Source organism: Nonlabens sp. MB-3u-79, from assembly GCF_002831625.1.
Classification (GTDB): Bacteria; Bacteroidota; Bacteroidia; order Flavobacteriales; family Flavobacteriaceae; genus Nonlabens.
The window spans coordinates 244110-269290 of record NZ_CP025116.1 but is presented as its reverse complement, the minus strand read 5'-3'; the positions used below and the strand labels follow the sequence as shown (position 1 = coordinate 269290).

Genomic DNA, 25181 nt, shown 5'->3' with positions numbered 1-25181 from the left:
CATTTTGTCGATCAGGTAGTTGCAACATAATGTTGGAAACTGTAGCTTGTTACAACTGTTGTATAAAGCCAGCTATCTGCTAAAATCAGGACTGTAAAATTCTTCTTTTAATATACTGTGATTCAATAAAAATAGAATGGCATTCTTTGCCTGATGCTCTTGTTTTAAAATCACATGTCTGTCTTTAATAGTGTGGTTGTAATTTAAAGAAGTAATGTCATAGGAAGAATAGTCAACAGCAAGATCTGGGTTCACAGCAAGGGTAAATCCTAATTTTTGTTTCTTACCCATTTTTAATGTACTGATTATTGGATACTTTTTTTGATCAATTTCTTTCTTCCAAACGGGAAGCGTATACCAAAACCAGGCACGCGCTACTTTGTCATTCCCATAAGCGATAAAGCCGTTTTGTAAAAAGAAGATTCCTATGAATAGAATACTTATCAAAATAAAAGGCAATGCATTTATCCATGCTGGAGCCGTATAGTCCAAATTATTAAGTGCGTTAAATGATTTGATACAGAATGTAATGGTTCCTAATCCTATCATGACTTTTTGATGTCCACTGAAGGACTGTTCTAGTTGTAAACTTTTCATACTTTCTCTTCACCTACAAGCTCAGCAATACGTATAATCACTTCGGTCGCTTTGATCATACTTTCTACAGGTATGTATTCATACGGTCCGTGGAAATTGTGACCTCCTGCAAAAATATTAGGGCAAGGCAAACCCATATAACTCAATTGAGATCCATCAGTGCCACCACGTATAGGTTTGATAAGTGGAACAATCCCTATATCTTTCATTGCCTGTTCTGCTACATCTACAATATGCATTACAGGGGCTATTTTTTCACGCATATTAAAATATTGGTCTTTTATTTCAATACTTACGGCCTTGCGATCGTACTGTTCATTAAGAGCATGGACCAGTTTATGCATCACTTCTTTACGAGCTTCAAAGTGTTCTTTATCGTGATCTCTAATAATATAGTGCAATTCTGTTTTCTCAACCGCTCCTTTCATGTCATGCAAGTGAAAGAATCCTTGATATTCTTCTGTATGTTCAGGAGTTTCCATTCTAGGTAGAGAATCTATAAAATCTTGTGCCACATACATGGAGTTGATCATCTTTCCTTTTGCATAGCCAGGATGTACAATTTTACCGTAAAAAGTAACTACAGCGCCAGCTGCATTAAAGTTTTCATATTCTAATTCACCTATTTGACTTCCATCCATGGTATACGCCCAGTCGGCACCAAATTTTTCTACATCAAACTTGTGCGCACCACGGCCTATCTCCTCATCAGGAGTAAAACCTACTTTTAAAGTACCGTGTTTGATATGCGGATTCTCGATCAAATGCTTCATCGCCGTCATGATTTCTGTTATTCCAGCTTTATCATCTGCCGCAAGAAGGGTCGTTCCATCTGTAGTGACAAGGGTCTGTCCTTTGTATTGTTTTAGATCTTCAAAATAATCTGGTGAAAGCACAAGATCAGAACCTCTAAGAAGGATGTCGCCACCATCGTAATCTTCAATTATTTGCGGCTTGATATCCTTACCTGTATAGTCTGGAGTGCTATCAAAATGAGATATAAACCCTATGGTAGGTGTTTTATGATCCACATTAGACGGCAGGGTCGCCATGATGTAGGCATTCTCATCAATACTTACATTGCTCATTCCCATGTCCAGGAGTTCTCGATGTAATTTACGTGCAAGCTCCCATTGTTTTTCGCTGCTAGGAGTGGCGTCGCTCATTGGATCAGACTCTGTATCTATGCTGATATAACTGATAAAACGTTCAAGAATATCTTGCTTTTTCATGGCTTCTAATTAGGTGGTGTAAAGATAGTTGTTGGTTCCGCTTTCGCGAAAGCGGAATTATTAAAAACACCTTGAAATATGCTAACATCATCAAGGTAAATAGATCGAAAAGGAAGTGCTATACAGATCGGTTACCAATTATTATTATGAACCGACAACGGATTATAAGCTCGGTGAAGAGCTGTATTTCTATTGGCTTCAAAAAAGGCTGGGTTGGTAGATCTGAACTCTCTGGCAAAACGGTCGTTATTGTTGATAGATAAGTTAACGCCTTTGCTATCGCTTTTAAAACGCAGTCTCCCAAAATCTGTGTTGGAGTTAGGGGTATAAGGTTTAGGTTGTAAGGAGTTCATATCTTGATATACTGCCATCATATCTATGGTTTGGGCACCTGGTGTAATAGAAAAACCAGTATTAGGATCAACAATATTATTGCTGTCCAGACTTAAGGTTATATTAATTTGCGGGGCTGGCATTAAAAATAAATTAAAACCTTTTAATTCGTCGCCGTTCAACTCTTGTCCACAAGAAATACTGCTTATAAGTACGAGTAAAAAAAGAAAAAATATTTTTTTCATAGCACTAAAGATAACTTATGAAGATGGGTTGAACAAAAAAAACGAGTTAGATTACCGAAACTCGTTTTTTACTTAAAATCAAAAAGGTTAGTAACTTTTAATGGTAGGCTAACAATTGCTTTGTAAGAAATACCATTAAAATAATTTTCAAGTTGTCCATAACGGTATTTATAAAGTCATTTAAAAATAGTGTTTAAAAGACAGGTTATAAATACGTTCAGTTACTGAGGTGTTAAGCCAAGACTTTTCCCTTTTTTGATCATGAATTCGTAAGCGGCATCGTGTTCGTTAGGAATCACTCCGTCTAGAATGGAGTCTTTAATTGCCATTTTGATTTGCCCTATCTCTCGACATGGTTTTAAATCAAAAGCTTTCATGATTTCTTCTCCGGTCACTGGTGGCTGGAAATTACGCACATGATCTCGTTCTTCTACTTCTACAATTTTATCTCTAACTTGTTTAAAGTTATGATGATATTGTTGGAACCTACGCGGATTCTTAGTCGTAATATCTGCCTCGCACAAAGTCATGAGACCTTCTATGTGTTCTCCAGCATCATGGACCAATCTTCTTACAGCGCTGTCTGTAGCGCTTTCGTCAATTACCGCTATAGGTCTTGAGGACATGCGTACCATGAGCTGTACAAATTTCATCTTATCATTTAAAGGCATTTTTAACCTTTTGAAAAGGTGGTATACCATTTTTGAACCTTTGAATTCGTGTCCATGAAAGGTCCATCCTACTTTTTTACTGAATTTTTTAGTTGGTGCTTTTCCTATATCATGCAGTAATGCCGACCAGCGCAACCACAGGTCTTCTGTATTGCGAGAGATGTTGTCTACGACTTCCAGGGTGTGATAGAAGTTATCTTTATGCTTCTGTCCTTCTACTTCTTCAATCCCTTTTAAAGCAATTAATTCTGGCATGATCAACTGAAGTAATCCTGTCTTTTCTAATAGTAAAAAGCCAAAAGAAGGCTCGTCACACATCATGATTTTATGCAGTTCAGTAACGATGCGCTCGTTAGAGATAATTTTTAGTCGGTGGGCATTGCGTTTGATGCTCTCAAAGGATCCTTCTTCTATTTTAAAGTTGAGTTGTGCTGCAAACCTTATGGCACGCAACATTCTCAAAGGATCATCGCTATAAGTAATATCTGGATCTAGGGGGGTACGTATTATTTTTTTATCGAGATCACCCATCCCGTTAAAAGGATCGAGTAAGGCTCCATAACTATTTTTATTTAAGGAAAAAGCCATGGCATTGATGGTAAAATCACGGCGGTTTTGATCATCTTCTAAGGAGCCATCTTCAACGACTGGTTTGCGGCTCCCTCTATCATAACTTTCTTTACGAGCACCTACAAATTCTAACTCAAGCTCATCTGTTTTTACCATAGCGGTACCAAAATTCTTGAATATAGACACCTTTGTACTGTGTGGTAAAAGCTCTTCTACTTTACGAGCAAGTGAAATTCCACTTCCTATCGCAACTACATCTATGTCTTTTTTTTGACCGCGTTTTAAGAAAAAATCTCTGACGTACCCACCTATGACATAAGCGGGTAGTTCGAGTTCTTCTGCTGCTTGACTCAAGGTTCTAAAAACGTTTTCTTGAATCGCTTCAGGATAATGTGTTTTTTGATCCATGCTTACTCGCGTATGATTTCTATAATTCCATTGTTGGAAATCTTCATGATAGAAGATGGTTTGATGTTTTTATGAACGAGAGGAATGTCCATGACGTGATCTACTCTTTTAAGTAGCTCTTCTCCTATATCAGCAAAATGAATAGGAGATTTGTGTTTGCTCAAATTTGCGCTGGTAGAAACGATAGGTTTACGTAATTTCTTGATAATAGACCTGCACAATGGATCGTTAGTTACTCTTACGGCAAGTGTCCCGTCTTGAGCAATTACATTTTCTGCCACGTTTTTAGGTCTGTCGTAGATAATGGTAAGTGGTTTTTTATTCACTTTAAGAACTTCCCATGCCATGTCTGGGACATCTTCTATAATAGAATCCAGCATCTGGAAACTATCTACAAGAACAATAAGGGGCGTAGATATATCACGTCCCTTTATTTCATTTAGCCTTTCAATAGCGTCGTAGTTAGTAGCGTCACAACCTAGTCCATAGATGGTGTCTGTAGGGTAAATGATGGTATTTCCCTTTTTCAATTGAGTTACTGCAAGGTTGATGGCTTCTCGAGGTAATTCTACTTCGATTTGCTTCTCCTTACTAGGCTTACGACCTCTAACTTGGTCTCTTCTGTTTTTATTTCTTTCACTGTATGCCATAGGTTGCAAAATTAACTTTTCTAGTTGTATTAGCGGCTTTTTATAGCGAACTTAAAACTATTGTTTTTAAATAGAATTTGAACACGTAACTTTGAACCTTAAATAATCCTACCAGATGCTAGATGTTAGTTGCATATATGTCAATTATAATAGTGCCACATTTACTGTTGCGGCCATTAGATCGCTGCTTGAAAAAACAAATGATACTGTTGTTTATGAAATAATAGTAGTGGACAATGGTTCAGCATATGAAGACTATGAACTGCTTAAGACTTCTTTAGAGCAATTGAAGTCTAGCGCCATAAAGATTTACCGAAGTAGGATCAATACTGGTTTTGGTGCCGGTAATATGTTAGGTGTCAACTTTGCTTCTCCTTCTAAGTATTACGCATTTATTAATAATGACACCTTGTTTACTCAAGAAAACACGCTCTTTGATTTGAAATTATTCATGGATACGACGCCAGATGCTGGTGTATGTGGACCGCAAATGATGAGCGAGAATGGAGGTAGAATCTCTTCTATAGACCATCATGCCACTCCTATGCGGCAGTTATTGAAAAGGGACGTATTAGAGTGGATCAATCCAAAAAAATACCCAAAACGTAAAAAGATATACTTACATCCGGTAAGCTGTGGTTATGTACCAGGTAGTTTTATGTTTGTAAAAGCGAGTTCTTTTAATCAAGTAGGAGGGCTTGATACCGCGTTATTCTTATACTATGAAGAAAGCGATTTATGCAGAAGGATTGCTACCTGCTTAGGTGAGAAGACTTATCATTATCCAGATCAAGCATACATCCATTATCAAGGAAAGTCTACGGATAAAAATATAAATATAAAAATAGAGCAAAAACTATCTCTATTATACCTCACTAAAAAACATCACGGTCGACTAGCCCATGGCTTTTTACTTTATTTTTATACGATCAAATATTTATTGACCAGCCCATTCAGTTCCAAAAAGCGAAAGTTGTTTACTGCCTTACTTAGGGGTGGGTCTTTAAATCAGTCCTTGCGGTGCAAACAAGTTCTTCAAGAAAAATAACTTATAAATATTGATCTACGCCTTTGCTGGCATAAGTAGTTCCAGAACTTTCCATTTGTTTTTCTATCTCCAAATTTAAATGCACTTGACTTTTGTCTTGTTCTTTATGGTAGATGTGATAAACAATGCCTTTATGTTTGATACGCTTTCCTAGAACACCGTTGTTCATCATGCGTTGTATGAGTTCGCTGTCGTCAATTCCCCATCCAACTAACTCTTCATTAAAACCATTTACAGCGATAAAGTCTGCTCGCCAAAAGGACATGTTGCAGCCTCGTAATTTACCAGACCTTTTTGTTTCTTTTTTTGCTCTGTTTGCTATGAAAGGTATGCGCAGCGTTCTATTGCGTTTTTTAATACCTTTAGAGAAGTAGTTAAAATCGATTTGTTTCTTCTTAAACAAGTCTTCTAGATGTTTCTCTTGAATATTGACACGGCTACCGAAGAGGTAAACTCCTTCTTCAGCCATAGAAAGATGATCTTTAACGAAGTTCTTATGCAAAATAATATCACCATCTATCTCTAGAATATAATCATACTTTGCCTTTGCGATTGCTTTATTCATGATAGCTGGCTTACGATTGCCTTGATCTTCATGCCAGACATGTATAAGTGGAACTGGAAAATCTTTTTGATATTCTTTAATCAATTCCAGGGTCTTTTCAGTAGAGCCATCGTCTGCGATGATGACTTCGTCTGGTAATACACTTTGTCTTTTAATGCTTAATAGCAGCAATTCTAGCGCTTCAGGCCAGTTGTAAGTAGGAGTTACTAGGGAACATGTTATAGACATTTGAAAAATATAAAATTGGTATACTGCAATATTAAGTAATTCTGTCCATTTGCTGGTTTTTCCGTTTCTTTGCAGTCTGAAAATGATAAAAATAAAATGAGTAGAGAAAACTTTGTAAGTAACACGCTTTCGCGAAAGCGGTTTCAAGAAATACTCCATTTATTTCATCAATCAACCCAGCAGTTAGGAGATGATCGCAATAAAATAAAAATTGTTACTTACGATGATAGAAAGCTTGTAGTTAAATCCTTTAAAACGCCTAATTTCATTAACAAGATAGCCTACAGGTTTTTCAGAAAATCAAAGGCTGCCAGGTCTTATTACAACGCACAATATCTAGTAAAAAACAATATAGGAACCCCGTCACCTATTGCTTATTTAGAGCAATTCAGTGGTGTAGGCTTGCAGGAGAGTTACTATGTCAGCGCTTATGCAGCGCATGATTTTACCTACCGGGAGATCACGAACGATGAGGAGTTACAAGATAAAGTGAATATACTGCAGCAGTTTTCAAAATTTATGTTCGACATGCATGACGCTGGAATTTATTTTTTAGATCATTCACCAGGAAATACGCTCATAAAGAAGGACGGAAATAATTATCATTTTTCTTTAGTAGACCTCAATAGGATGAAGTTTTATAATATTCCTTACGAGGATAGACTTAAAAACTTTGAACGTCTGTCTCCTAAAAAATGGATGTATGAAGTTATGGGGACAGCTTATGCTCGACTTTCTGATGAAGACGCTCATACAACTATAGAGACTATGTGGAAATACACAATAGAATTTCAAAAAGCTTTTCATAAAAAGAAACGCGTGAAGCATAAATTAAAAGGTATTTTTAATAGAACGCGTTGAAAGGTTTTCGATAAGCTAAAAAAATTCACTTTTTAGACTTAAACCTCTGCTTTTTCTAACCCCTTAGTTTTGCGATGTGGTTCAAAAAAGGCTTCATTTAATTGGAAAAGTAATAATTTTTGCATCAACATATAAAGTTTAAATGAGTTCCTTATGAAGTTGTCTGAAATTCCTAAATCCATAAGCGCAAGTTTTAAAATGCTTGCGATCCCTAAATCAAAATTAGGAGCTGCACCTGTTAAAAAGATTCCGGTAATAGTTTCGTTGACTTCTATTCCTAGTCGGCTAAGAACACTTCATATTACTGTACGCAGCATGATGCAGCAGCAATACCAGCCAGAACTGATTGTGCTGTGGCTTCAGGAGGATTTAAAAAATCAGATCCCTAATAGGCTTTCAAAGTTACAGGGGGAGCTATTTCAAATCAGGTATTCTCCTTATGGTTTTTCTCATAGAAAATTAATTCACAGTCTGGAGGCATTTCCAGATAAAGCTATTGTTACTTGCGATGACGATGTTATTTATCAGTCAGATACGCTTAAAATTATTTATGAGGAGCATTTGAAGTTTCCAGATCAAATTATAGGCAATAGATGCCGTCAAATGACTTATGAAAACGGTAAAATTACTTCTTATAGGAAATGGCCATTTGTGGTTGACCCTCCAGAGCAGGGGCCTCACAATATGCCGGTAGGTGCTTTTTGCGTACTCTATCCTTCGGGTAGTTTACATCAAGATGTTCAAGATGTAGCTCTTTTCACAAAGCTAGCTCCTAAAGCAGACGACTTATGGTTCAAGGCCATGGCTATTTTAAATGGAACCTTATCTCTACAAAATAATAAGAGGCCAGAAGTGCCGGTACCTATAATGGGAACGCAGTTTGTGGCACTAAAAAATGTAAATAAAGGGCAAGATTTTAACAGAGTCCAATGGGAGCAAATTTGCTCACATTACCAGTTGTCTGAAGATAAAATTGAACAGTTGCTCGCTTAATCAATACCTCTGCGCAACAACCATAGTTTTACGTACCTCATAAAAATTCCATAGCTCCTTAAATAAGCAATAGAAAAACCTACAAAACCGTCTAGGAACCCGAGTTGAATAATGTAATGTTTGAAAAAGCCCCAAAAAGGTTTAACAACGACATGAAATAAAGTGATCTTACCTACCTTTTGATCAAAGTCGCGGGCTTGTAAACTAGCATAACGTTGTAGTTTACTTACGTGATGATCTATACTGACGTACTTGTAATGCAATAGTTTATTTTCCAACCAGCCTACAGTACCATCTGCTTTGATTTCAGAGTGGACATGTTTATCTATGTACTTACATTTTGACTTTTTAAAAAGACGTATTACTTTGTCATTTTTCCAGCCGCTGTAACGCACCTGTTTTCCCATGAAGAAATTACGTCTTCCCATCCAGTAACCAGCATGGCCGTTAGTATCTAGGTTAGGGATAAGCTGGATAATTTCTTCTTTTAAAGCTGGTGTAACACGCTCATCTGCATCTACCAGGAGTATCCATTCATTAGTCGCTTGCGGAATGGCCCAGTTTTTTTGGGAGGCGCTGTGAATGTATTCTCTAGTAAGTAACTTATTAAAATAGGGCTTTGCTAGCTCTACCGTATTATCGCTGCTATTGCTATCTACTAATATAATTTCGTCGCAAAAATCTACACTTTTTAGAACCTCAACAATATTGTGGGCTTCGTTATAGGCAGGAATTATTGCTGTGATGGGATGTTTTAACATTATGGTGACTAATCTACATGATAAAAATCAAAGAGCGGCAAAAATAACTTTGTTATCTTAATTACCCAGCTTATATCATTAAATTTGTACAAACATGATTTACTAGTATTGTTCTATGATCAAAGACCCATCCATATCAGTTGTAATAAGTACATATAATTCTATTCCATGGTTAGAAAAAACCTTGTGGAGTTATGAGCATCAGATTTTTAGACAGTTTGAAATTGTTATCGCAGATGATGGCTCTACTGAAGAAACCAAAGAGTTTATCAAGAACTATAAAGAGAAAAGCGCTAAAAAAATTATTCATGTATGGCATGAAGATAACGGTTTTCAGAAAAGTATGATCTTGAATAAAGCGCTTATGGCTTGTAATTCAGAGTATGTGGTTATGTCTGATGGGGATTGTATAGCAAGAGAAGACTTTCTTCAAATACACTATGAGCGCCGTGAGTCAGGACATTTCCTTTCTGGAGGCTATTACAAGTTACCACTTGAGCTCTCAGAAAAAATCACAGAAGAAGATATTGCGACCCAACGTTGTTTTGACTCAGAGTGGCTGAAAAGAAATGGATTACCTGCTTCTTATAAAAATCAAAAACTTACTTCCGGGTTTGTAACGGCAATGATTATGGAAAATCTCACCCCTACAAATGCAAGTTGGAATGGGCATAATTCCAGTGGCTGGTTAAAAGACCTTAAAGCGGTCAATGGTTTTGATGAACGCATGCAGTACGGAGGTCAAGATCGTGAATTAGGAGAACGCTTATTTAATTATGGAATTAAGTCCAAGCAAATAAGGTACAGCGCCATCTGTTTGCACTTGGATCACGCTCGTGGATATAAGAACCAAGATTCTATTGACAAGAATAAAGTCATTAGAAAGGTGACAAGAGGCAAGAAAAAGGATTTTACTCCCTTTGGAATTGTGAAGGAAGAGAAGTAATTTTTTTTAAAACTCATTTAAAGTTCTCAAAGGGGATCTTTTTAAAGGGTTGAAATAATTGAAGTTCAATAATTCTCTTGAACAAACTGATCTAAATCCCCAAACATTAATTTAGGAGAAAATTCTTCATACAACTCCATGGCTTGAGCCTTCATTTGTTTAGGTGACAAGTCGCCGTATAATTCTGGTTGGTAATCTTGTAAGTGCACAGAGATATGCTTTTTACCATCTTCATTGACATTCCAAGAGGTCTTATTAACCCATGGGCTAAAAACGGTGAATGTAGGGATGTCAAGTGCCTTTCCCATATTTATTGCGCCTCCTTCATTTCCTATGATGCCGGTACAATGGGATAATATTTTTAGAAAATCTCTGATGCTAGGTGCAAAAGCATTGATAAAAATATGTTGTTGTGTTGTCGTAGAGCAAGCACTAAAAATAGCCTGAGCCTCTTTTCTTTGACTTGGGATATAATTAAAAAGTAATTGCGACTCGGTAGTAGCTACAAATTTATCAAGGACCTTGGCCATGTAGGAATAGGGTAAGGTTTTATTCTTACTACTTCCTAAAACACTTACCATTGTGAGGGGTTGTTCTAGGTCAACACCTTGTTTGTGAAGCCATTTTTTCCCTTCTTCTTTTTCTAGATTGGTGAGGTAGATTTTAGGTTTTAAATGCCATTTCACCTCTTTGGTAAGAGGTGTAGTGAGTAGCATTCGGCTTCCTAATGCCAGACCAGTTTTGTAGATAGAAGGGTCAGGATTGTTTTTTACAGCATCTGTATAGGCCAGACTAGAAAACCATTTCTTATAACCTATTCTTTGTTTTGCTCCTGATAAGAGGGATAGTAAGGCGCTATTGTTTTTACCATAAGCATCTATAAGAAGGTCGTATTTTTTGTGTTTTAGCTTCCGCGAAAGCGAGAGGATAAAACTCATTTTCTCAAAATCTGACTTGGAGACTTTAATAAGTCCGTCGATAGCTGGGTGGTGTTTTACCAAAGCATCAGCATGTGCTATGATGAGGTAATCCAGATGAGCGTCAGGATAGGTAATCTTGAGCTGATCTGCAATGATGGTGCTTGTAAGCACATCACCCAGCATTTGATATTGAAGGAGCAATATCTTCACTAAACGGCTACGTTATACTCACGTAAAGCATCGTTAAGGGACGTCTTTTTATTAGTGCTCTCTTTGCGTTGTCCTATTATTAATGCACAGGGAACGTTATAAGTTCCTGCCGGAAACTCCTTAGCATAACTACCAGGTATGACTACAGACCTTGCTGGTACACGACCTTTATATTGAACAGGCTTATCGCCAGTGACATCTATTATTTTGGTACTTGCTGTGAGTACGACATTGGCACCTAAAACAGCTTCTGACTCTACATGAATACCTTCTACGACTATACATCGAGAGCCTATGAATGCATTATCTTCTATAATTACAGGGGCTGCTTGAAGAGGTTCTAAAACACCACCTATTCCTACGCCACCACTTAAATGCACGTTTTTACCTATCTGGGCACAACTTCCTACGGTCGCCCAAGTATCAACCATGGTTCCTTCTTCTACGTGGGCACCTATATTGATATAAGAAGGCATCATGATCACCCCTTTTGAGATATAAGCACCATGTCTTGCTACAGCATTGGGCACAACGCGTATTCCTTTGCTCTTATAACCTGTTTTTAGTGGTATTTTATCGTGGTATTCAAATGGGCCACATTCTATGGTTTCCATTTTCTGAATAGGGAAGTATAGGACGACAGCTTTCTTGATCCATTCGTTTACAATCCATCCGTTTTCTGTAGGTTCTGCAACACGTAGTGTGCCGCGATCTAACATATCCACCACTTCTCTAATAGCGGTTTGAGTTACCCTATTTTCTAATTGGGAACGATCTTCCCATGCGTTTTCTATTACAATTCTTAATTGATCCACGATCTATTGTTTTTACAAATATAGTGGCAAAGTTTTTGAATTGGTAGTTTGGAGCTGGCATATTAGTACATCCTTTTTCATTTGATTATTTTTGCAATATATATGGCAAGATTACTAGCAATAGATTACGGTAAAAAAAGAACAGGAATAGCAGTAACTGATCCTATGCAAATTATTGCCTCTGGACTCACCACTGTAGCTACTCGTGATTTGACCGCTTTTCTTCTGGATTACCTGGGTAAAGAAGAGGTAGAAGCTATAGTTTTAGGGGAACCTAAACAAATGGATTACACCGATAGTGAACTAGGCCCTTGGTTGAGAACATACACGTTACAATTACAAGAATTGTTTCCTAATGTAAAAATAGAACGTGAAGACGAACGCTTCACATCAAAAATGGCTCATGCCGCCATGCGCACAGGGGGGCTTAAAAAGAAGCAACGACAGAATAAAGCACTGGTAGATGAAATAGCAGCGACTATAATTTTACAGAGTTATATGGATCGAAATAGATAAAAGCTATAAAGCCCCAAGTCTTGTTTTAATCACATTGATCAGAAGGGCATCAATAGTTTTAAAAAGAAAATAAATTATGTTTATTATTCATCAATAGGCATTAAACTTTAATCATTCAAGAACATGATTTTACCAGTAGTCGCTTACGGCGATCCAGTTTTAAGAAAAAAAGCAAAGGATATTACTCCAGAGCACCCACAATTCAAAGAGATTCTTGAAAATATGTGGGAAACCATGTACAATGCTAGCGGAGTTGGACTTGCTGCACCACAAGTGGGCTTGCCTATTAGACTTTTTCTAGTAGACACCACCCCTTTTGCCGACGATTCAGAACTTACTAAAGAAGAATCAGAACAACTCGTCGGATTTAAAAAGGCATTTATCAATGCAGAGATCATTGAAGAGAATGGAGAAGAGTGGGCTTTTAATGAGGGTTGTTTGAGTATCCCTAATGTAAGGGAAGACGTTTATCGTCAGGAAGAAGTGGTGATAAGGTACTTAGATGAAAACTTTGAAGGACAAACAGATACCTATCAGGGACTAATAGCTCGTGTCATACAACACGAGTACGATCATATAGAAGGTATTTTGTTTACAGATAAAATTTCAAGCCTTAAAAAGCGTTTGATAAAAGGCAGGCTTTCTAATATTTCTAAAGGAAAAACTAATGTGGATTATCGCATGCGTTTTCCAGATGTAAAAGGAAGAAGACAATAACAAACGACTTCACAAAAAAAATGTTGAAGTCATCACACAATAGTAAAGGTTACGCGTAATTATATATATTTGCGCCTCTAAAAAAGAAAAAGATGAGTTTAGAAAATATACTTTCCATAACAGGTAAGCCTGGGTTATACCAGTTAAAAAACAAGGCTAAAAACGGTTTTGTAGTAGAATCTTTGTTAGATAAGAAAACTTCTATAGTAGGCATCAATCACAATGTAAGTGTGCTTAAAGATATCTCTATATATACCTACACAAAAGAAATGCCTTTAAAAGAGGTTTTAAAAAAAATAGCCGAAAAGGAAACTAACGGTCCGGCGATCAGCCATAAGGTAGGTAAAAAGGAACTGGAAAATTATTTTAATGAAGTACTTCCAGACTATGATGAAGAGCGTGTTTATGCAAGTGATATTAAAAAGGTAATACAGTGGTACAACTTACTTCAAGATAATGACCTTTTAGGAGCTTTAGAGGAAGAGTAAAGACCCTGCTGCTTTTTTATTTTTTTGAAATAGGAGCTACTTTCTAACAAATGGAATTCGGTAGGTAATCCCATAGGAATATCCTACTCCTATGCCGTTAGTGTCAAATGTTCTACCAAACCCTGGTACGTATAAATGGTCAAAGTTGTCTGGTGTTTTTTCTGAAAGTCTTCGTTTTAATTGAAGATTTGCAGTGAGGTAGAGGTTATTCAAAACCTGTACTTTAAATCCTAATTGGATTTCTAACCAAACCATATTCAATCCAGAAAACTCTCTATCAACTACATTAGTAAAAACAGGAAAATAGTTGTTATCTGTATTGTAGTCGTATCTATTAAGGGTTTGTGACATATTTGCATAACCTAGTCTAGCGCCCCCATAGATCATGTTATCCATATCCAGCCAATTTTGATAAAAGTTGTAATCGACGCCAGCTTTTATAAACGAACCTGAAGTTTTATAATCTACACGTTCACTGGTTCTATCAATGGATTCATTACCTATTTCACCAGCGATGTATAGTCGTTTTGACATTCGGTAATCTGCTAGAATTTGAAAACCAGTATATTCTTCATCTATACCAGTTCTTATCAAACTAGCGAGATCTATACCAGCACGTAAGCCATAAGCTTGTTTATAAGTGACGCTGTCATTTTTGATCTCGTTTTCGCCTTGAGCGGTACCCAAAAAACAAGAGAGAAGAACTAATGTGTTAATGAAGTATTTGAACATGTACGTCTGTATTATTAGTTACATTATCTTCTACTATAATCACTCTTTCTATCCATTGAATCCCAGAGGTTTCTGCTGTTTGAATAGCCACAAGATTATTGTAAACGACTCTAAAACCGCAAGCTCTACTGACATATGCTTCTTCTAGAATATAGTTGAAGTCTATGTTGTCTGAATTGAAAACGCCATCTTTTGTAAGAATTAGGTTGTAACTGGTCCTGCTACTATCTGTACGCAAAGGAATAGAGATGGTTTCTATATTGCTTAGTGTGGTAGACCCACTGGTATCAAGAGGGGCAAAAGCACTACTTCCTATTTCTTGAGCTTGGATGCGATCTACGGCCTTATTCTGTAGTGGATTCAACACATCTTTAAACTCAATAACCAGTCTAGGGGTTACCGCCTGATCTGGCGTACACAAATCATCTTTTTCACAGCTGCCTAACAGAATTACTGTGATAAGGATAAAAAGTATGCTGGAGTATTTATTCATTTTAATTACTTAGAGCTATTTGCCAGATCAACCTTTTTATCATTTACCAGTCTTGTTAAAACATCTGAGGTAGGTCCATAACTAGGTCTGTGAATATAATCAGAAAGAACGCGGTTTCCTTTTTTGTCAAAAATAGTATAGGTAGGAAAACCTTCTAGATTTATTTGTTGTTGAACAATTCTTCCTTGTTCTTCCGTTAAGAAATAGTGTTTTCCTTTAATCTGATACTCTGCAATAGATGGGATATATGCCTTTTCTTTACTTGCATGACATAAATAAACAAACTCTACATCTTCCTTAAACTTCTCGTGAAGTGCAGGGGAAGCTTCTTTAAACTCTGCTTTACAAGGCCCGCACCAAGTAGCCCAGTTGTCGATATAAATTACTTTACCATTAGCATTGCTAATGATCTCATCAATGAATTTTGAAGCATCATCGCTTTTAAACGTTAGTAATTCTGCTTCAGTAGGAATTTGCGGATTTTCAACAAGGTCTTTAGTTTTTAAATACTCTTGTTGAATGGAGGCAAGCAAGGAAGAGTTTTTTAAATAATCTATGAGCTGTTCAGAATTTTCTTCGTAAAGCTTTGTGGAGTGATCGTCTAAATCTCCCATTACAAGCATGGAAACCGTATGCTGGCTCAGGTAACTTCCCTCCTTAATAGCGTTCTCAATGATGACTTGGTTGATTTCTTGTGGAGTTGCTTCGGGGAATTTTTTTTCTATTTCTCTAGAAGCAAAAGCATGGTTGTTGTAAAGAATACTATTGGCGGCATTCGTATTGACCATATCCTCCTCGGTTAATTCAGGCAAATGAACGAGCTCTTTATAATAAGGACTGTCCATTTCTGGCACTTTTTTACCGTAGTAATTGGCAAATGAAGCATAATCCATTTTGGTATTGATAATAGCAAACTTCTTATCTGTTGCGATGTAGTCTTTTAGGTACTTGTTGAGTGTTTTATTATCCAGATAGTTCTTATAATAGTCTTTAAGTTTTTTAGTATGGTCATCTATAAGCTTTTCTAAGTCATTGTAATCCAGTTCGCTTTCTTCCTTATAAAAGGCTTCCGTTTTTAGTGGATTGCTAGCTAGGTATTCTTGAAATGTCTTTTGAGTGGTTGCTGTTTTACCGCTAAATGTGATGCTCTTTTTAAAAGCAGCTTCATCTCTACCTTCTGTATAGTTGATGAAAATACTATCTCCAGGAATGGCTATAATTTGAAAACTGTTATTACCATATACAGATAGCGCACTTGCCGACGATAAAGGGAAGGAAGTAGTGAAATCGCCATTTTCATTTACCAGAGCATCTTCTTGGAAAGATTTTTTACTCATCATATCATAACCATAGACCGTAATCTTCTCTAATTCTAAGGAATCAGTAAGTTGTAGATGACCAGAAATAACTACTGTTTTTTGTTCTTGCTTTACAATTTCTGGAGTCTCGTTACAAGAGCTAGAAATGATAACGAGCGTCATAGCCCAGAATAAATTTTTCATTGTCTGTTATTTTTTTAATTCTAATAGAACCACATTCTCCACATGGTGTGTTTGAGGAAACATGTCTACCGGTTGTACTTTAGCGATGGTATATTTCTCATCTAGTAACGCAAGATCACGTGCTTGTGTTGCACTGTTACAACTCACATAAACAATGCGTGCGGCACTCAATTTAATTAATTGAGCGACCACATCTTTGTGCATACCGTCTCGTGGTGGATCGGTAATAATGACATCGGGTTGTCCGTGCTCATCGATAAAGTCTTGAGTAAAGACTTCTTTCATATCGCCAGCAAAGAAGGTAGTGTTTTCTATACCGTTATGCTTTGCATTGGTTTTAGCATCTTCTATAGCTACAGGAATAGCCTCAATTCCTACAACGTGTTTTGCTTCTTTTGCTACAAATTGTGCGATGGTCCCTGTTCCTGTATACAAATCATAGACCAACTCTTTTCCAGTAAGTCCAGCAAAGTCTCTTGTGATTTTATACAGTTCATAAGCTTGCTTGCTATTGGTCTGATAAAATGACTTGGCGTTGATCTTGAATTGCAAACCTTCCATTTCTTCATAGATATGATCGCGGCCATGATAACAAACGACGTCTTGGTCATAAATGGTATCATTTGCTTTTTCATTGATGATGTACTGCAAAGAAGTAATTTGTGGAAAGGATTCCTTTAAATGATTTAATAAGGCGAGTCTTTGCACTTCATTATCTTCAAAAAACTGGATCACCACCATGTTTTCTCCGGTAGAAGACATGCGTAGCATTAAAGTGCGCAATGTTCCAGATTTCTCTCTTGGGTTGAAGTAGGCTATGTTTTCCGCTTTCGCGAAAGCGTGGACACTCAATCTAATATCTTCTCCTATTTGAGGATGTAGATGGCACTCCTCCAGGTGCAAGATTTTATCCCACATTCCAGGAATATGAAAGCCAAGCGCCTTTTTATCTTCAATTTCTACGTCACTTTGAATCTCTTCTAGTGTCAACCAACGGTTTGCAGAAAAGCTGAACTCCATTTTGTTGCGGTAGCGGTATTGTTCTGAAGAACCAGCAATAGGAGTTATTTCTGGAAGTTCCAGGTGACCTATTCTTTTAAGATTTTCAGTTACTTCTTTTTGCTTAAAATACAACTGACTTTCATAAGTCATGTGTTGCCATTTACAGCCTCCACAGGTGTTGAAATGCTTGCAAACAGGCTCTGCACGTCTATCGCTTAATTCAATAAATTTAGTTACTTTCCCTTCGTAAAAGGATTTCTTTTTCTTAAAGGTTTGTATGTTAACCACATCGCCAGGGACGGCATCTGTAAGGAAAATCACTTCACCTTCTTCTGTTTTTGCAACACTTTTACCTTTTGCACCAGCATCTACTACAGGTACATTTTCAAAGGACTTTTGAGCTCTTTTTCTTCGTTTTGACATAGGTGTCAAAATTAATGTAATTATACCAGTATATTCAAACACTAACCATAATTATGGGTTTTTATAGAACCTTTGAACAGTTGAGTTGTTTGCCTCGTATGGAGAATTTCGCAAATTCTTAAAGCTTATTATTTTAATCCTTTGATCGAAATGATTAAATTGCATCAAATGAATAAAAGTACAGATATGAGTGAGGATACACAGAGCAAAGCACAACATTTTATAGATTTAGAAAATCAGCATGGAGCACACAATTACCATCCTTTACCAGTAGTACTGGAAAGAGGTGAGGGTGTTTATGTTTGGGATGTAGATGGAAAGCGATATTACGATTTCTTAAGTGCTTATAGTGCTGTCAACCAAGGTCATTGTCATCCGGCTATTGTAAATGCAATGAATGAACAAGCGCAAACTTTGACGCTTACTTCAAGAGCTTTTCATAATGATAAACTGGGACTCTACGAAAAGTACATGACAGAGTATTTTCACTTTGACAAGGTTTTACCAATGAATACTGGTGCCGAAGCTGTGGAAACGGCTATTAAAATTGCACGTAAATGGGCTTATGAGAAAAAAGGAGTAGAGGAGCATGAAGCAAAAATAATTGTATGTGAAAATAATTTTCACGGTCGTACAACGACTATTATTTCCTTCTCAAATGATGAAGGGGCTCGCAAAAACTTTGGTCCTTACACACCTGGATTTATTAAGATCCCTTACGATGATACAGAAGCTTTAGAAAAAGCACTTCAAGAAGAAAATGTAGCAGGGTTTTTAATTGAGCCTATACAAGGAGAAGCAGGAGTTTTTACACCGCATGATGATTTTATGAGATCTTCTCGTGATTTATGTAAAAAATACCATGCGTTATTCATTGCAGATGAGATCCAAACCGGTATCGCAAGAACTGGTGGTTTACTAGCGGTATGTGGAGATTGTAATTGTGAAGCACATTGTGAACGACAAGAAAAAACATACGCACGTCCTGATATCTTGATTTTAGGGAAAGCATTATCTGGTGGCGCTTATCCTGTAAGTGCTGTTTTAGCAGATAATGAAGTAATGAATGTGATCCAACCAGGACAACACGGCTCTACTTTTGGCGGTAATCCTGTTGCAGCTGCTGTAGCAATGGCGGCACTTGAAGTGGTGAAGGATGAACACTTGATTCAAAACGCTCGTGCTTTAGGAAACTATTTCAGAGCTGAAATTAATAAGTACATTGAAACAACTGATACGGTTATTTTGGTGAGAGGTAAAGGTTTGTTGAACGCTATTGTCATCAACGATACAGAAGATAGCAAGACGGCATGGAACATCTGTTTGAGATTAAGAGATAATGGATTGCTTGCTAAACCTACTCATGGAAATATTATTAGATTTGCACCACCACTCGTGATGACTAAAGATCAACTAGATGAGTGTATTTCAATAATTATTAAAACACTTAAAGAATTCGAATAAATGGAAGATCAAAACCAACCTCAGCACTCGCAACAATTTAATCCAGGTAATAATAATGGTCCAGCACCTAAAACATGGTTGGCCGAATCTATTATAGTGACCATATTATGTTGCCAGATTTTTGGAATCATTGCTATTATTTACAGTTCGCAAGTAGAGAGCAAGCATAGAATGGGAGATATACAAGGTGCTTTAGATTCTAGTAGAAAAGCTAAAAACTGGGTGATTGCAGCTGTTGCGACAGGTGTTGCCGTTATTGCAGTCTTTTTCTTTACAGGAATCCTTGCTGCACTTGCTAATGGTTCGTTTTAAAAGTTATCATAAAATACTACTAATTTGCGGCGCTGTGATTTTTACAGCTGCCGCATTTTTTTTGTTTAAAAATTACCACCCAGAAGAGTCGGTTTTTTTTCCACAATGTCCCAGTAAATACGTAATGGGTTATGACTGTCCAGGTTGTGGATCGCAGCGAGCGGTTCATTCTTTATTGAACGGAGAGTTGGAAAAAGCTTTTAATTATAATCCGCTGTTGTTTTTTTTACTGCCTTTTGGAATTTTGGTAGGTGTCTTTGAATGGATTCCTTCTTTGAGGGGTCATTCTTTTAGACGTGTAATTAATAATAAGTATCTGGTACTCTCTGTATTTGCAGTCATTATAGTTTTTACTATTTTGCGTAATCTATAAGTTGTTGGGGCTCTGTAAAGCTTAGTGTTATTTATAATAAAGGAGTTGTCATTAACTGTTCTTCCTGATCTATAATAGACCTTTTCTAAATGTAGTGGCTTTATATCTTATTCTTATTGGCGCTGCGTAAGTAACTTAAAGTATCGATATGTATACTTAGTTGTAAACTTAACCCATGTAAGTCCTTGAAAGCTCCTCTCAGTGTAAAATAACTCAGTGAAAGGAAAACTTCAACTTATCTCTGTAGGACTTTCAGAACACACCTTAGATGACCCCGTTGCGATTAAGGTTTTCTAAAGCTGTTATGAATCTGTAGCTGTTTTTTAATCGATTTCGGTGCGAGAAAACACAAGGCTAGGTTTTCTGTTTATAGGGGCTGGGGTTTGCTCAGCTGGGGAGCGTTTTGTTTCTAGATGTTCTCATCAATTTGAAGTTGTGTTTAAAAGCAAATTAAGCTCGGGATATCAACAAAAAAAAAGGGAAAGCGTGAGCTTTCCCTTTTTTTTAATTATGATTTTATAGGATTTATCTACATCCAGCTTCTTCAGCTGCTTGATAAATTTGTTCCATAGATTCTGCTGGCATTCCTTCCATTCCTTCAAATACACCTATGTACCAATCAAAAAACAGACATGGATTAACTAATGACCATATCACAAATGCAAGACCAATGAATGAAATAAATAAGGAAACAATAGCAACAGTCCTTGCTGTTTTCATCGCGTTACCGTTTATATACTCATCTGGGTTGGCATTGTATTTAGCAAGTTCTTTGTTTGCTACTACAAGAGCTATAATAGCTGAAATAGTTCCTATACCGTAGACACAACAGCATAAGAATCCGATAACAGATAAGATGTACACTAAGGTGGTGTTTAATTTTTGCATGGTGGGTTGGTTTTAATTATTAAGTTAGTTGACAATAGGTATACAATGTTACAATATTTTTTAATGTATTAGCATTTTAACTATAAAACTCGTTAGAATAGTACCTATGGTGATGATGGTGGCCCAGAGTTTAATTTGTTCACCATGTTTCACATCTGTAAACCAATCAAATATAAGAAAAAAGAATAAAAAAATACCAGGAAATAATCCAGGGTACATAAGAAAAGAGTCTGATAGATGTCCTTGTAATAAAAAAGAAATGGACCGCTGGATTCCACATCCAGGACAGTCCATTCCCGTTAATTGTTTACTCATACACGGTAGCATCCAGCTATCAGTCATGAGCACTGTCATTGTATTAGTTAGAAACGCTTACTTTGACAGCAGTTTCTTTATTATTAGTTGTAGTTACTCTTGCAATGTAAATAGCGCTTGATAAAGTGGCAGTATCAAAACTGTAACTAGCCTCATTTGATGACGGCTGGCTAGAGAATATTTGTCTTCCAGCAAGATCGTATAAAGAAATATTTGCTATCTCTTCTAAGGCTGGATTTAAAACAGTCAATTCTTTATTTCTATTGTTTTGGAAAACATCAAAGTTAGTAGCTTCAAGACTGTTATTGCTTAACGTGCCAGAAGTGTTTTTAAATGTTATTTCAAAACGGTTGGTGTAGTGGCCTGGTGCAATGAGTAAAGTTTTGTTTCCAGATTTGATGTCGTGATATACGCCAGTTTGAATATCGTGTAAATAGACATTGGTAGGATCAAAATTGATCATAAAAGCAAGTTCAAATTCCACATCAATCGGAGCGGTAAAGCTGCTAGCTACCTGAACTCCTATAGGTAAAGTCATATCTTCATCAAATGCTTGTGAAGAAAGAGCATACTCACCAGAAGCACCTATTTTGATATAAGCATCTGTATTTATTCTTCCAGAAATAGGTCCTTCCCAAGCAAAATCATATGCTTGTGAAGTACTATCGTGAAAAGCAAAAGTAAGTGGTCTTGCGTATAACCCGTTAGGGACAACGTTTAAAATCATCTTAGGTATTTGACGTGCAATTAAAGCATCCTGCGGATTAGAGCTAGCGTTTCCAGGAGCAGATTTGAAAATAGAATTAGTCCCATTCTCTTTTTCAAATACACGCATAGTATTATTAAACTCAATTTCTTCTCCTATGATACCACTTGGTAAGGCCACACCATTAGTAATGTTTGGTGTTTCGTCTTGTGCAAAAGAGGACGGTGTTAAAACCATTTCAGAGTTGGTTCTAGATATAAAAAACCCTTGACCTACAGGAGCAAACCTTCTTTTACCGTCAATTCCAAATCCTATTGGGGGAGGAGGTCCAGATCCACTACTCGAAGTTGCTGTGCTGGTCATGATGTTACCATTGTTATCTGTTCTTCTAAAAATAGCTTCTAAATAAACTCCTTCAGTAGCAAAACCACTCAATACTCCAGGATCAAACCCCATAGGTACGTATCTGGAATATCCACCTAAATAACTTGTTAAGGAGTGAGAGGTCTCTACTTGTGATTCCCAAAACTCTACCCATGGATCCATTTTTACGGAGTTAAGTCCTGTGTCTGTAGCATTCTCTTTAATAAACTTTTTCATATCCAAAGCGCTTGGATACGGGTTACCAGCAAGAGTACCGTTATCATTACCAACGCCTACTAGAATCGTACCATTGTTAGGACGACCTCTAAAATCATATCGTTGACCAGTTGCTCCATTAAAAGTGCCATTGTTAGGGGACGTCCCCATACCTTGAACACCTTTCATAGTAAAACCATAACCAGTACGAGTAGTCTGATTACCATTAAAAATAGTCCATCCTGCATAACCAGTAAGAGGGTTGCCACCACTATCATATGTCCATAACCATCTTCCAGCAATGCGCAGTGGAGTACCACCTATATTACCATCATCAGTAACACCGTTGCTTGAGCCGTAGGGAAGTATTGTAGAAATTCCTGCGGTGGTTGTTAAATCAGTAGAGGTAATGGTTGAAGTATCTACAGTAGGATATTTGATTTGGGAATTTAAAAAACCTTCATTACCAGATGTTGTTAATGTTTTTCCTACTGGTGCAGACCAGTAATTGTAAGTAAATGCATTAGAGGTTCCTTCTTGGAATACAGAAATAATACCATCTCCTTCATTTTCTACATCATTATCTTGTATTAATTGAGCTTCCTCTCTTAAATATATTTTGGAATCGCTATCCAGGTTAATCTTATCTTTCACGAAGATATCTGTACCTTTTGAATAAACAAAATTATCTCCGACTACCCAAAGCTGAGCTGTTGCCATTTGAATAGCGAACACGACTAAAAATAAACATAATATTTTCTTCATAGTAAGAACTTTAACACTGCAAAAATATAATTTTACGATGCTAAACCTTAATATTTTTAGATAAGTTTTTAGATTTGCTGCATTAATTAGATCAAATAAATATAATGCCGATTAAGAACAACAAATTACAATTTATAAATGCATTTTTTATACTAGTGGGTGCTATATTTTTATGGTATTCGGTTATTATGGAGTCTGTAAACGTCTATTTTAAGATTTTTGGGCTCCTGTTTCTCATGTTTGGCGCTTACCGGGCGAGCAATCATTGGGCGGAGCATCGAGACGATCATTTGAATGAAGAAAATGAAGAAGAAGAATAACACATGTCTGGATTTAATGTAGGTGAACGGGTGTTGGTTTTGGATGATGAATTTGGTGGAGTGGTCGCTTTCGCGAAAGCGGAACAAATAACCATTTTAACAGATGAAGGCATTGAAATAACTTACCACCAAAGCGAGTTGATTTTAGACAGGTCTTTCAAAGTGACTAATGTCGTGCGCAAGGAAGAACCAGCGCCTAAAAAATCAAAAACAAGATTTGTTTCTAGAAAAAAAGCTGCTTTTATTCCAGCAGTAGAAGTTGATTTACATATTCACCAACTCGTAAAGTCAGAACGTGGAATGGACGCTTATGATAAACTCAATCTTCAAATTGATACGGCAAGGCATAAAATAGAATGGGCCATACAAAGCCGTATTCCAAAACTAGTATTTATTCATGGAGTAGGTCAAGGCGTGCTCAAAGAAGAGTTGAATTACCTCTTCCAGCGCTACGGACAAATTAAGTTTTATGATGCCGATTACCAGAAGTACGGTCGCGGTGCTACTGAAATATACATCCACCAGAACCCGTAAAGGGTGGTGTGCAACTCAATTGAACCGCTTCTTTTAGAAAATCTCCAAATGGGTACGATTCAAAAACAATTTCTTCTCGGTCATTTTGTAAACTCAAATTAGTAATACTGATGCGTAATTGGGTGATGCGTTGTATGGTGTGCTCTCTGTATTGCACAATAACTGGATTTGCTTGTGAATTTATTGAAAGGTCTCTGTAATTAGGTACGGTAGAGCCAAGAGCAATGTCATTAGTAGGGTCTAGATCGCGGTTGGTATCTTCATTAATCGTAAGCACCCCATCTCCGTCATCATCAGTATCTAAGTAGTCTGGTGTCCCGTCTGCGTCAGTATCCCTACTAGCGGCGACATTTACACTCCCATTAGTTCCTAAAACAACACCTTCTTGATCAGTTGGCACATTATCCCCGTCATCATCAATGTCCAGGTAATCTGGAATTCCGTCACCGTCACTATCTTGACTGGACGCCGGGTCAATTATACCATCTATAAATTCTGCTCCTTCTGCAGCGGCTGGAATGCCATCATCGTCATCATCAGTGCGGGGTTCAGTATTTATATAAAGATCTCCAGCCATAGCGGTGTAGACTTCTGTAACTCTTGGAGAACTAGGCGGTATGCTGTTGCAGTAATAATTAGATCCTGGGGCAGCATCGAATTTGCGGTATTCAAATGTGTTGGCTCCGTTAAACGTTATTTGGAATGGCCCGTATTCCCCATCTGCGTTTAAGATGTCTTCAGCAGTAGTAAACTGTAGTACCAAGCTTTCAAAGTTGGTATTTTCGTTTTTATAAAAAACGTAATTATTCACACTACCCGAGACAAGAGTAGGGTCACAGGCTTCTACACTAGAATCTTCAAAATCAAAGTCATTAGTAATGATATCTCCATCATCACAGCCTATTAAAACTATAGGAAAAATAAGGTACAGCAGTTTTTTCATGTTTACAAAAGTAGTCAATCATATTAAAGCGCTAAAGTCTCATTTTTATTGTAAAT

At 37.0% G+C, this 25181-nt stretch carries 29 protein-coding genes; 12 read left to right on the top strand and 17 right to left on the bottom strand.

From position 1 onward, the window contains the following. Nucleotides 1–72: 72 nt before the first annotated feature. From CW736_RS01260 to CW736_RS01240, 5 genes are all read right to left on the bottom strand, one after another. On the bottom strand, nucleotides 73–597 hold the full coding sequence (locus tag CW736_RS01260; protein ID WP_101012188.1) for a hypothetical protein: 525 nt from the start codon (nucleotides 595–597) through the stop codon (nucleotides 73–75). Beyond that, nucleotides 594–1829: a peptidase T gene (gene pepT / locus CW736_RS01255; RefSeq protein WP_101012187.1), complete on the bottom strand. Its 1236-nt coding sequence runs from the start codon at nucleotides 1827–1829 to the stop codon at nucleotides 594–596. Before pepT ends, CW736_RS01260 begins: the two co-directional genes overlap by 4 nt. A gap of 131 nt (nucleotides 1830–1960) precedes the next feature. After that, nucleotides 1961–2407, bottom strand: coding sequence for a hypothetical protein (locus CW736_RS01250; protein ID WP_101012186.1), 447 nt, complete (start codon nucleotides 2405–2407; stop codon nucleotides 1961–1963). Nucleotides 2408–2628: 221 nt separating this feature from the next. Further along, entirely contained in the window at nucleotides 2629–4056 is a 1428-nt protein-coding gene (locus CW736_RS01245) for a CCA tRNA nucleotidyltransferase (protein ID WP_101012185.1), read from the bottom strand. Nucleotides 4057–4058: 2 nt separating this feature from the next. Continuing rightward, nucleotides 4059–4706 (bottom strand): L-threonylcarbamoyladenylate synthase, encoded by a 648-nt coding sequence (locus CW736_RS01240; RefSeq protein ID WP_232735382.1) that lies wholly within the window; start codon nucleotides 4704–4706, stop codon nucleotides 4059–4061. A gap of 115 nt (nucleotides 4707–4821) precedes the next feature. Here CW736_RS01240 and CW736_RS01235 point away from each other — a divergent pair, with 115 nt between their 5' ends. Continuing rightward, entirely contained in the window at nucleotides 4822–5754 is a 933-nt protein-coding gene (locus CW736_RS01235) for a glycosyltransferase (RefSeq protein WP_101012183.1), read from the top strand. A gap of 1 nt (nucleotide 5755) precedes the next feature. On the opposite strand, the gene CW736_RS01230 is transcribed toward CW736_RS01235, so the two are convergent. Then, entirely contained in the window at nucleotides 5756–6547 is a 792-nt protein-coding gene (locus CW736_RS01230) for a glycosyltransferase family 2 protein (protein WP_101012182.1), read from the bottom strand. Between the two features lie 96 nt (nucleotides 6548–6643). Here CW736_RS01230 and CW736_RS01225 point away from each other — a divergent pair, with 96 nt between their 5' ends. Both CW736_RS01225 and CW736_RS01220 read left to right on the top strand, forming a co-directional pair. Beyond that, nucleotides 6644–7408, top strand: a complete 765-nt coding sequence (locus CW736_RS01225) for a lipopolysaccharide kinase InaA family protein (protein WP_101014981.1) — start codon at nucleotides 6644–6646, stop codon at nucleotides 7406–7408. A gap of 153 nt (nucleotides 7409–7561) precedes the next feature. Then, entirely contained in the window at nucleotides 7562–8401 is an 840-nt protein-coding gene (locus CW736_RS01220) for a glycosyl transferase (protein WP_232735381.1), read from the top strand. Here CW736_RS01220 and CW736_RS01215 read toward each other — a convergent pair. Next, nucleotides 8398–9162, bottom strand: a complete 765-nt coding sequence (locus CW736_RS01215; RefSeq protein WP_101012181.1) for a glycosyltransferase family 2 protein — start codon at nucleotides 9160–9162, stop codon at nucleotides 8398–8400. The two genes, CW736_RS01220 and CW736_RS01215, sit on opposite strands and share 4 nt — an antisense overlap. Before the next feature lie 115 nt (nucleotides 9163–9277). On the opposite strand from CW736_RS01215, the gene CW736_RS01210 reads away from it, so the two are divergent. After that, nucleotides 9278–10108, top strand: a complete 831-nt coding sequence (locus tag CW736_RS01210) for a glycosyltransferase family 2 protein (protein WP_101012180.1) — start codon at nucleotides 9278–9280, stop codon at nucleotides 10106–10108. Between the two features lie 65 nt (nucleotides 10109–10173). Here the strand turns inward: CW736_RS01210 and CW736_RS01205 are convergent, their stop codons facing one another. Further along, complete coding sequence (locus CW736_RS01205; protein WP_232735380.1) at nucleotides 10174–11238, bottom strand: glycosyltransferase family 9 protein; 1065 nt, start codon at nucleotides 11236–11238, stop codon at nucleotides 10174–10176. Then, complete coding sequence (locus CW736_RS01200; protein WP_101012179.1) at nucleotides 11238–12053, bottom strand: 2,3,4,5-tetrahydropyridine-2,6-dicarboxylate N-succinyltransferase; 816 nt, start codon at nucleotides 12051–12053, stop codon at nucleotides 11238–11240. The genes CW736_RS01205 and CW736_RS01200 overlap by 1 nt, the downstream gene beginning before the upstream one ends. 102 nt (nucleotides 12054–12155) lie before the next feature. Here CW736_RS01200 and ruvX point away from each other — a divergent pair, with 102 nt between their 5' ends. The 3 genes from ruvX to CW736_RS01185 all read left to right on the top strand — a co-directional run bounded on the left by ruvX (nucleotide 12156) and on the right by CW736_RS01185 (nucleotide 13774). Further along, a complete protein-coding gene (gene ruvX, locus CW736_RS01195) occupies nucleotides 12156–12569 on the top strand; it encodes a Holliday junction resolvase RuvX (protein WP_101012178.1) in 414 nt (137 codons plus the stop codon). 123 nt (nucleotides 12570–12692) lie between these two features. Beyond that, nucleotides 12693–13286 carry a peptide deformylase gene (gene def, locus CW736_RS01190; RefSeq protein ID WP_101012177.1) on the top strand — a complete coding sequence of 198 codons (594 nt, stop codon included), beginning with the start codon at nucleotides 12693–12695 and terminating at the stop codon, nucleotides 13284–13286. 92 nt (nucleotides 13287–13378) lie between these two features. Next, nucleotides 13379–13774, top strand: coding sequence for a DUF5606 domain-containing protein (locus tag CW736_RS01185; protein WP_101012176.1), 396 nt, complete (start codon nucleotides 13379–13381; stop codon nucleotides 13772–13774). Between the two features lie 36 nt (nucleotides 13775–13810). On the opposite strand, the gene CW736_RS01180 is transcribed toward CW736_RS01185, so the two are convergent. The 4 genes from CW736_RS01180 to rlmD are packed head-to-tail and all read right to left on the bottom strand — an operon-like array spanning nucleotide 13811 to nucleotide 17926. After that, complete coding sequence (locus tag CW736_RS01180) at nucleotides 13811–14506, bottom strand: DUF6048 family protein (RefSeq protein ID WP_101012175.1); 696 nt, start codon at nucleotides 14504–14506, stop codon at nucleotides 13811–13813. Beyond that, a complete protein-coding gene (locus CW736_RS01175; RefSeq protein WP_101012174.1) occupies nucleotides 14487–14999 on the bottom strand; it encodes a DUF6452 family protein in 513 nt (170 codons plus the stop codon). Before CW736_RS01175 ends, CW736_RS01180 begins: the two co-directional genes overlap by 20 nt. 5 nt (nucleotides 15000–15004) lie before the next feature. Next, nucleotides 15005–16501: a TlpA family protein disulfide reductase gene (locus tag CW736_RS01170; protein WP_101012173.1), complete on the bottom strand. Its 1497-nt coding sequence runs from the start codon at nucleotides 16499–16501 to the stop codon at nucleotides 15005–15007. Nucleotides 16502–16507: 6 nt separating this feature from the next. Continuing rightward, entirely contained in the window at nucleotides 16508–17926 is a 1419-nt protein-coding gene (gene rlmD / locus CW736_RS01165) for a 23S rRNA (uracil(1939)-C(5))-methyltransferase RlmD (protein ID WP_101012172.1), read from the bottom strand. A 168-nt stretch (nucleotides 17927–18094) separates the two neighbouring features. Here rlmD and rocD point away from each other — a divergent pair, with 168 nt between their 5' ends. The 3 genes from rocD to CW736_RS01150 are packed head-to-tail and all read left to right on the top strand — an operon-like array spanning nucleotide 18095 to nucleotide 20075. Then, entirely contained in the window at nucleotides 18095–19390 is a 1296-nt protein-coding gene (gene rocD, locus CW736_RS01160; protein WP_232735379.1) for an ornithine--oxo-acid transaminase, read from the top strand. After that, complete coding sequence (locus CW736_RS01155) at nucleotides 19391–19702, top strand: CD225/dispanin family protein (RefSeq protein WP_101012171.1); 312 nt, start codon at nucleotides 19391–19393, stop codon at nucleotides 19700–19702. A 34-nt stretch (nucleotides 19703–19736) separates the two neighbouring features. Beyond that, nucleotides 19737–20075, top strand: coding sequence for a DUF2752 domain-containing protein (locus CW736_RS01150; protein WP_198519327.1), 339 nt, complete (start codon nucleotides 19737–19739; stop codon nucleotides 20073–20075). 525 nt (nucleotides 20076–20600) lie between these two features. Here the strand turns inward: CW736_RS01150 and CW736_RS14240 are convergent. The 3 genes from CW736_RS14240 to CW736_RS01135 are packed head-to-tail and all read right to left on the bottom strand — an operon-like array spanning nucleotide 20601 to nucleotide 23328. Continuing rightward, nucleotides 20601–20963, bottom strand: a complete 363-nt coding sequence (locus CW736_RS14240; RefSeq protein ID WP_232735378.1) for a CCC motif membrane protein — start codon at nucleotides 20961–20963, stop codon at nucleotides 20601–20603. A gap of 60 nt (nucleotides 20964–21023) precedes the next feature. After that, the gene (locus tag CW736_RS01140; protein ID WP_157810852.1) at nucleotides 21024–21278 is read right to left on the bottom strand and encodes a DUF2752 domain-containing protein; all 255 of its coding nucleotides are present in this window, start codon (nucleotides 21276–21278) and stop codon (nucleotides 21024–21026) included. Nucleotides 21279–21321: 43 nt separating this feature from the next. Further along, nucleotides 21322–23328: a T9SS type A sorting domain-containing protein gene (locus CW736_RS01135; protein WP_101012168.1), complete on the bottom strand. Its 2007-nt coding sequence runs from the start codon at nucleotides 23326–23328 to the stop codon at nucleotides 21322–21324. Between the two features lie 104 nt (nucleotides 23329–23432). Between CW736_RS01135 and CW736_RS01130 the strand changes: the two genes are divergently transcribed. Both CW736_RS01130 and CW736_RS01125 read left to right on the top strand, forming a co-directional pair. Continuing rightward, nucleotides 23433–23648, top strand: coding sequence for a hypothetical protein (locus tag CW736_RS01130; RefSeq protein ID WP_101012167.1), 216 nt, complete (start codon nucleotides 23433–23435; stop codon nucleotides 23646–23648). A gap of 3 nt (nucleotides 23649–23651) precedes the next feature. Beyond that, nucleotides 23652–24182: a Smr/MutS family protein gene (locus CW736_RS01125; RefSeq protein WP_101012166.1), complete on the top strand. Its 531-nt coding sequence runs from the start codon at nucleotides 23652–23654 to the stop codon at nucleotides 24180–24182. On the opposite strand, the gene CW736_RS01120 is transcribed toward CW736_RS01125, so the two are convergent. Further along, nucleotides 24151–25125 (bottom strand): hypothetical protein, encoded by a 975-nt coding sequence (locus CW736_RS01120; RefSeq protein WP_101012165.1) that lies wholly within the window; start codon nucleotides 25123–25125, stop codon nucleotides 24151–24153. The genes CW736_RS01125 and CW736_RS01120 overlap by 32 nt on opposite strands. Nucleotides 25126–25181 lie beyond the last annotated feature (56 nt).

What these genes read in the sequence shown, in the direction of transcription:
- CW736_RS01130 (WP_101012167.1), top strand. Translation starts at nt 23,433, where the DNA reads ATGCCGATTAAGAACAACAAATTACAATTTATAAATGCATTTTTTATA.
- CW736_RS01125 (WP_101012166.1), top strand. Translation starts at nt 23,652, where the DNA reads ATGTCTGGATTTAATGTAGGTGAACGGGTGTTGGTTTTGGATGATGAA.
- CW736_RS01240 (WP_232735382.1), bottom strand. Translation starts at nt 4,706, where the DNA reads ATGGCATACAGTGAAAGAAATAAAAACAGAAGAGACCAAGTTAGAGGT.
- CW736_RS01235 (WP_101012183.1), top strand. Translation starts at nt 4,822, where the DNA reads ATGCTAGATGTTAGTTGCATATATGTCAATTATAATAGTGCCACATTT.
- CW736_RS01245 (WP_101012185.1), bottom strand. Translation starts at nt 4,056, where the DNA reads ATGGATCAAAAAACACATTATCCTGAAGCGATTCAAGAAAACGTTTTT.
- CW736_RS01120 (WP_101012165.1), bottom strand. Translation starts at nt 25,125, where the DNA reads ATGAAAAAACTGCTGTACCTTATTTTTCCTATAGTTTTAATAGGCTGT.
- pepT (WP_101012187.1), bottom strand. Translation starts at nt 1,829, where the DNA reads ATGAAAAAGCAAGATATTCTTGAACGTTTTATCAGTTATATCAGCATA.
- CW736_RS01215 (WP_101012181.1), bottom strand. Translation starts at nt 9,162, where the DNA reads ATGTTAAAACATCCCATCACAGCAATAATTCCTGCCTATAACGAAGCC.
- CW736_RS01220 (WP_232735381.1), top strand. Translation starts at nt 7,562, where the DNA reads ATGAAGTTGTCTGAAATTCCTAAATCCATAAGCGCAAGTTTTAAAATG.
- def (WP_101012177.1), top strand. Translation starts at nt 12,693, where the DNA reads ATGATTTTACCAGTAGTCGCTTACGGCGATCCAGTTTTAAGAAAAAAA.
- CW736_RS01155 (WP_101012171.1), top strand. Translation starts at nt 19,391, where the DNA reads ATGGAAGATCAAAACCAACCTCAGCACTCGCAACAATTTAATCCAGGT.
- CW736_RS01140 (WP_157810852.1), bottom strand. Translation starts at nt 21,278, where the DNA reads ATGAGTAAACAATTAACGGGAATGGACTGTCCTGGATGTGGAATCCAG.
- CW736_RS01210 (WP_101012180.1), top strand. Translation starts at nt 9,278, where the DNA reads ATGATCAAAGACCCATCCATATCAGTTGTAATAAGTACATATAATTCT.
- rocD (WP_232735379.1), top strand. Translation starts at nt 18,095, where the DNA reads ATGAATAAAAGTACAGATATGAGTGAGGATACACAGAGCAAAGCACAA.
- CW736_RS01185 (WP_101012176.1), top strand. Translation starts at nt 13,379, where the DNA reads ATGAGTTTAGAAAATATACTTTCCATAACAGGTAAGCCTGGGTTATAC.
- CW736_RS01230 (WP_101012182.1), bottom strand. Translation starts at nt 6,547, where the DNA reads ATGTCTATAACATGTTCCCTAGTAACTCCTACTTACAACTGGCCTGAA.
- CW736_RS01135 (WP_101012168.1), bottom strand. Translation starts at nt 23,328, where the DNA reads ATGAAGAAAATATTATGTTTATTTTTAGTCGTGTTCGCTATTCAAATG.
- CW736_RS01250 (WP_101012186.1), bottom strand. Translation starts at nt 2,407, where the DNA reads ATGAAAAAAATATTTTTTCTTTTTTTACTCGTACTTATAAGCAGTATT.
- CW736_RS01225 (WP_101014981.1), top strand. Translation starts at nt 6,644, where the DNA reads ATGAGTAGAGAAAACTTTGTAAGTAACACGCTTTCGCGAAAGCGGTTT.
- CW736_RS01175 (WP_101012174.1), bottom strand. Translation starts at nt 14,999, where the DNA reads ATGAATAAATACTCCAGCATACTTTTTATCCTTATCACAGTAATTCTG.
- CW736_RS01170 (WP_101012173.1), bottom strand. Translation starts at nt 16,501, where the DNA reads ATGAAAAATTTATTCTGGGCTATGACGCTCGTTATCATTTCTAGCTCT.
- CW736_RS01260 (WP_101012188.1), bottom strand. Translation starts at nt 597, where the DNA reads ATGAAAAGTTTACAACTAGAACAGTCCTTCAGTGGACATCAAAAAGTC.
- ruvX (WP_101012178.1), top strand. Translation starts at nt 12,156, where the DNA reads ATGGCAAGATTACTAGCAATAGATTACGGTAAAAAAAGAACAGGAATA.
- CW736_RS14240 (WP_232735378.1), bottom strand. Translation starts at nt 20,963, where the DNA reads ATGCAAAAATTAAACACCACCTTAGTGTACATCTTATCTGTTATCGGA.
- CW736_RS01180 (WP_101012175.1), bottom strand. Translation starts at nt 14,506, where the DNA reads ATGTTCAAATACTTCATTAACACATTAGTTCTTCTCTCTTGTTTTTTG.
- rlmD (WP_101012172.1), bottom strand. Translation starts at nt 17,926, where the DNA reads ATGTCAAAACGAAGAAAAAGAGCTCAAAAGTCCTTTGAAAATGTACCT.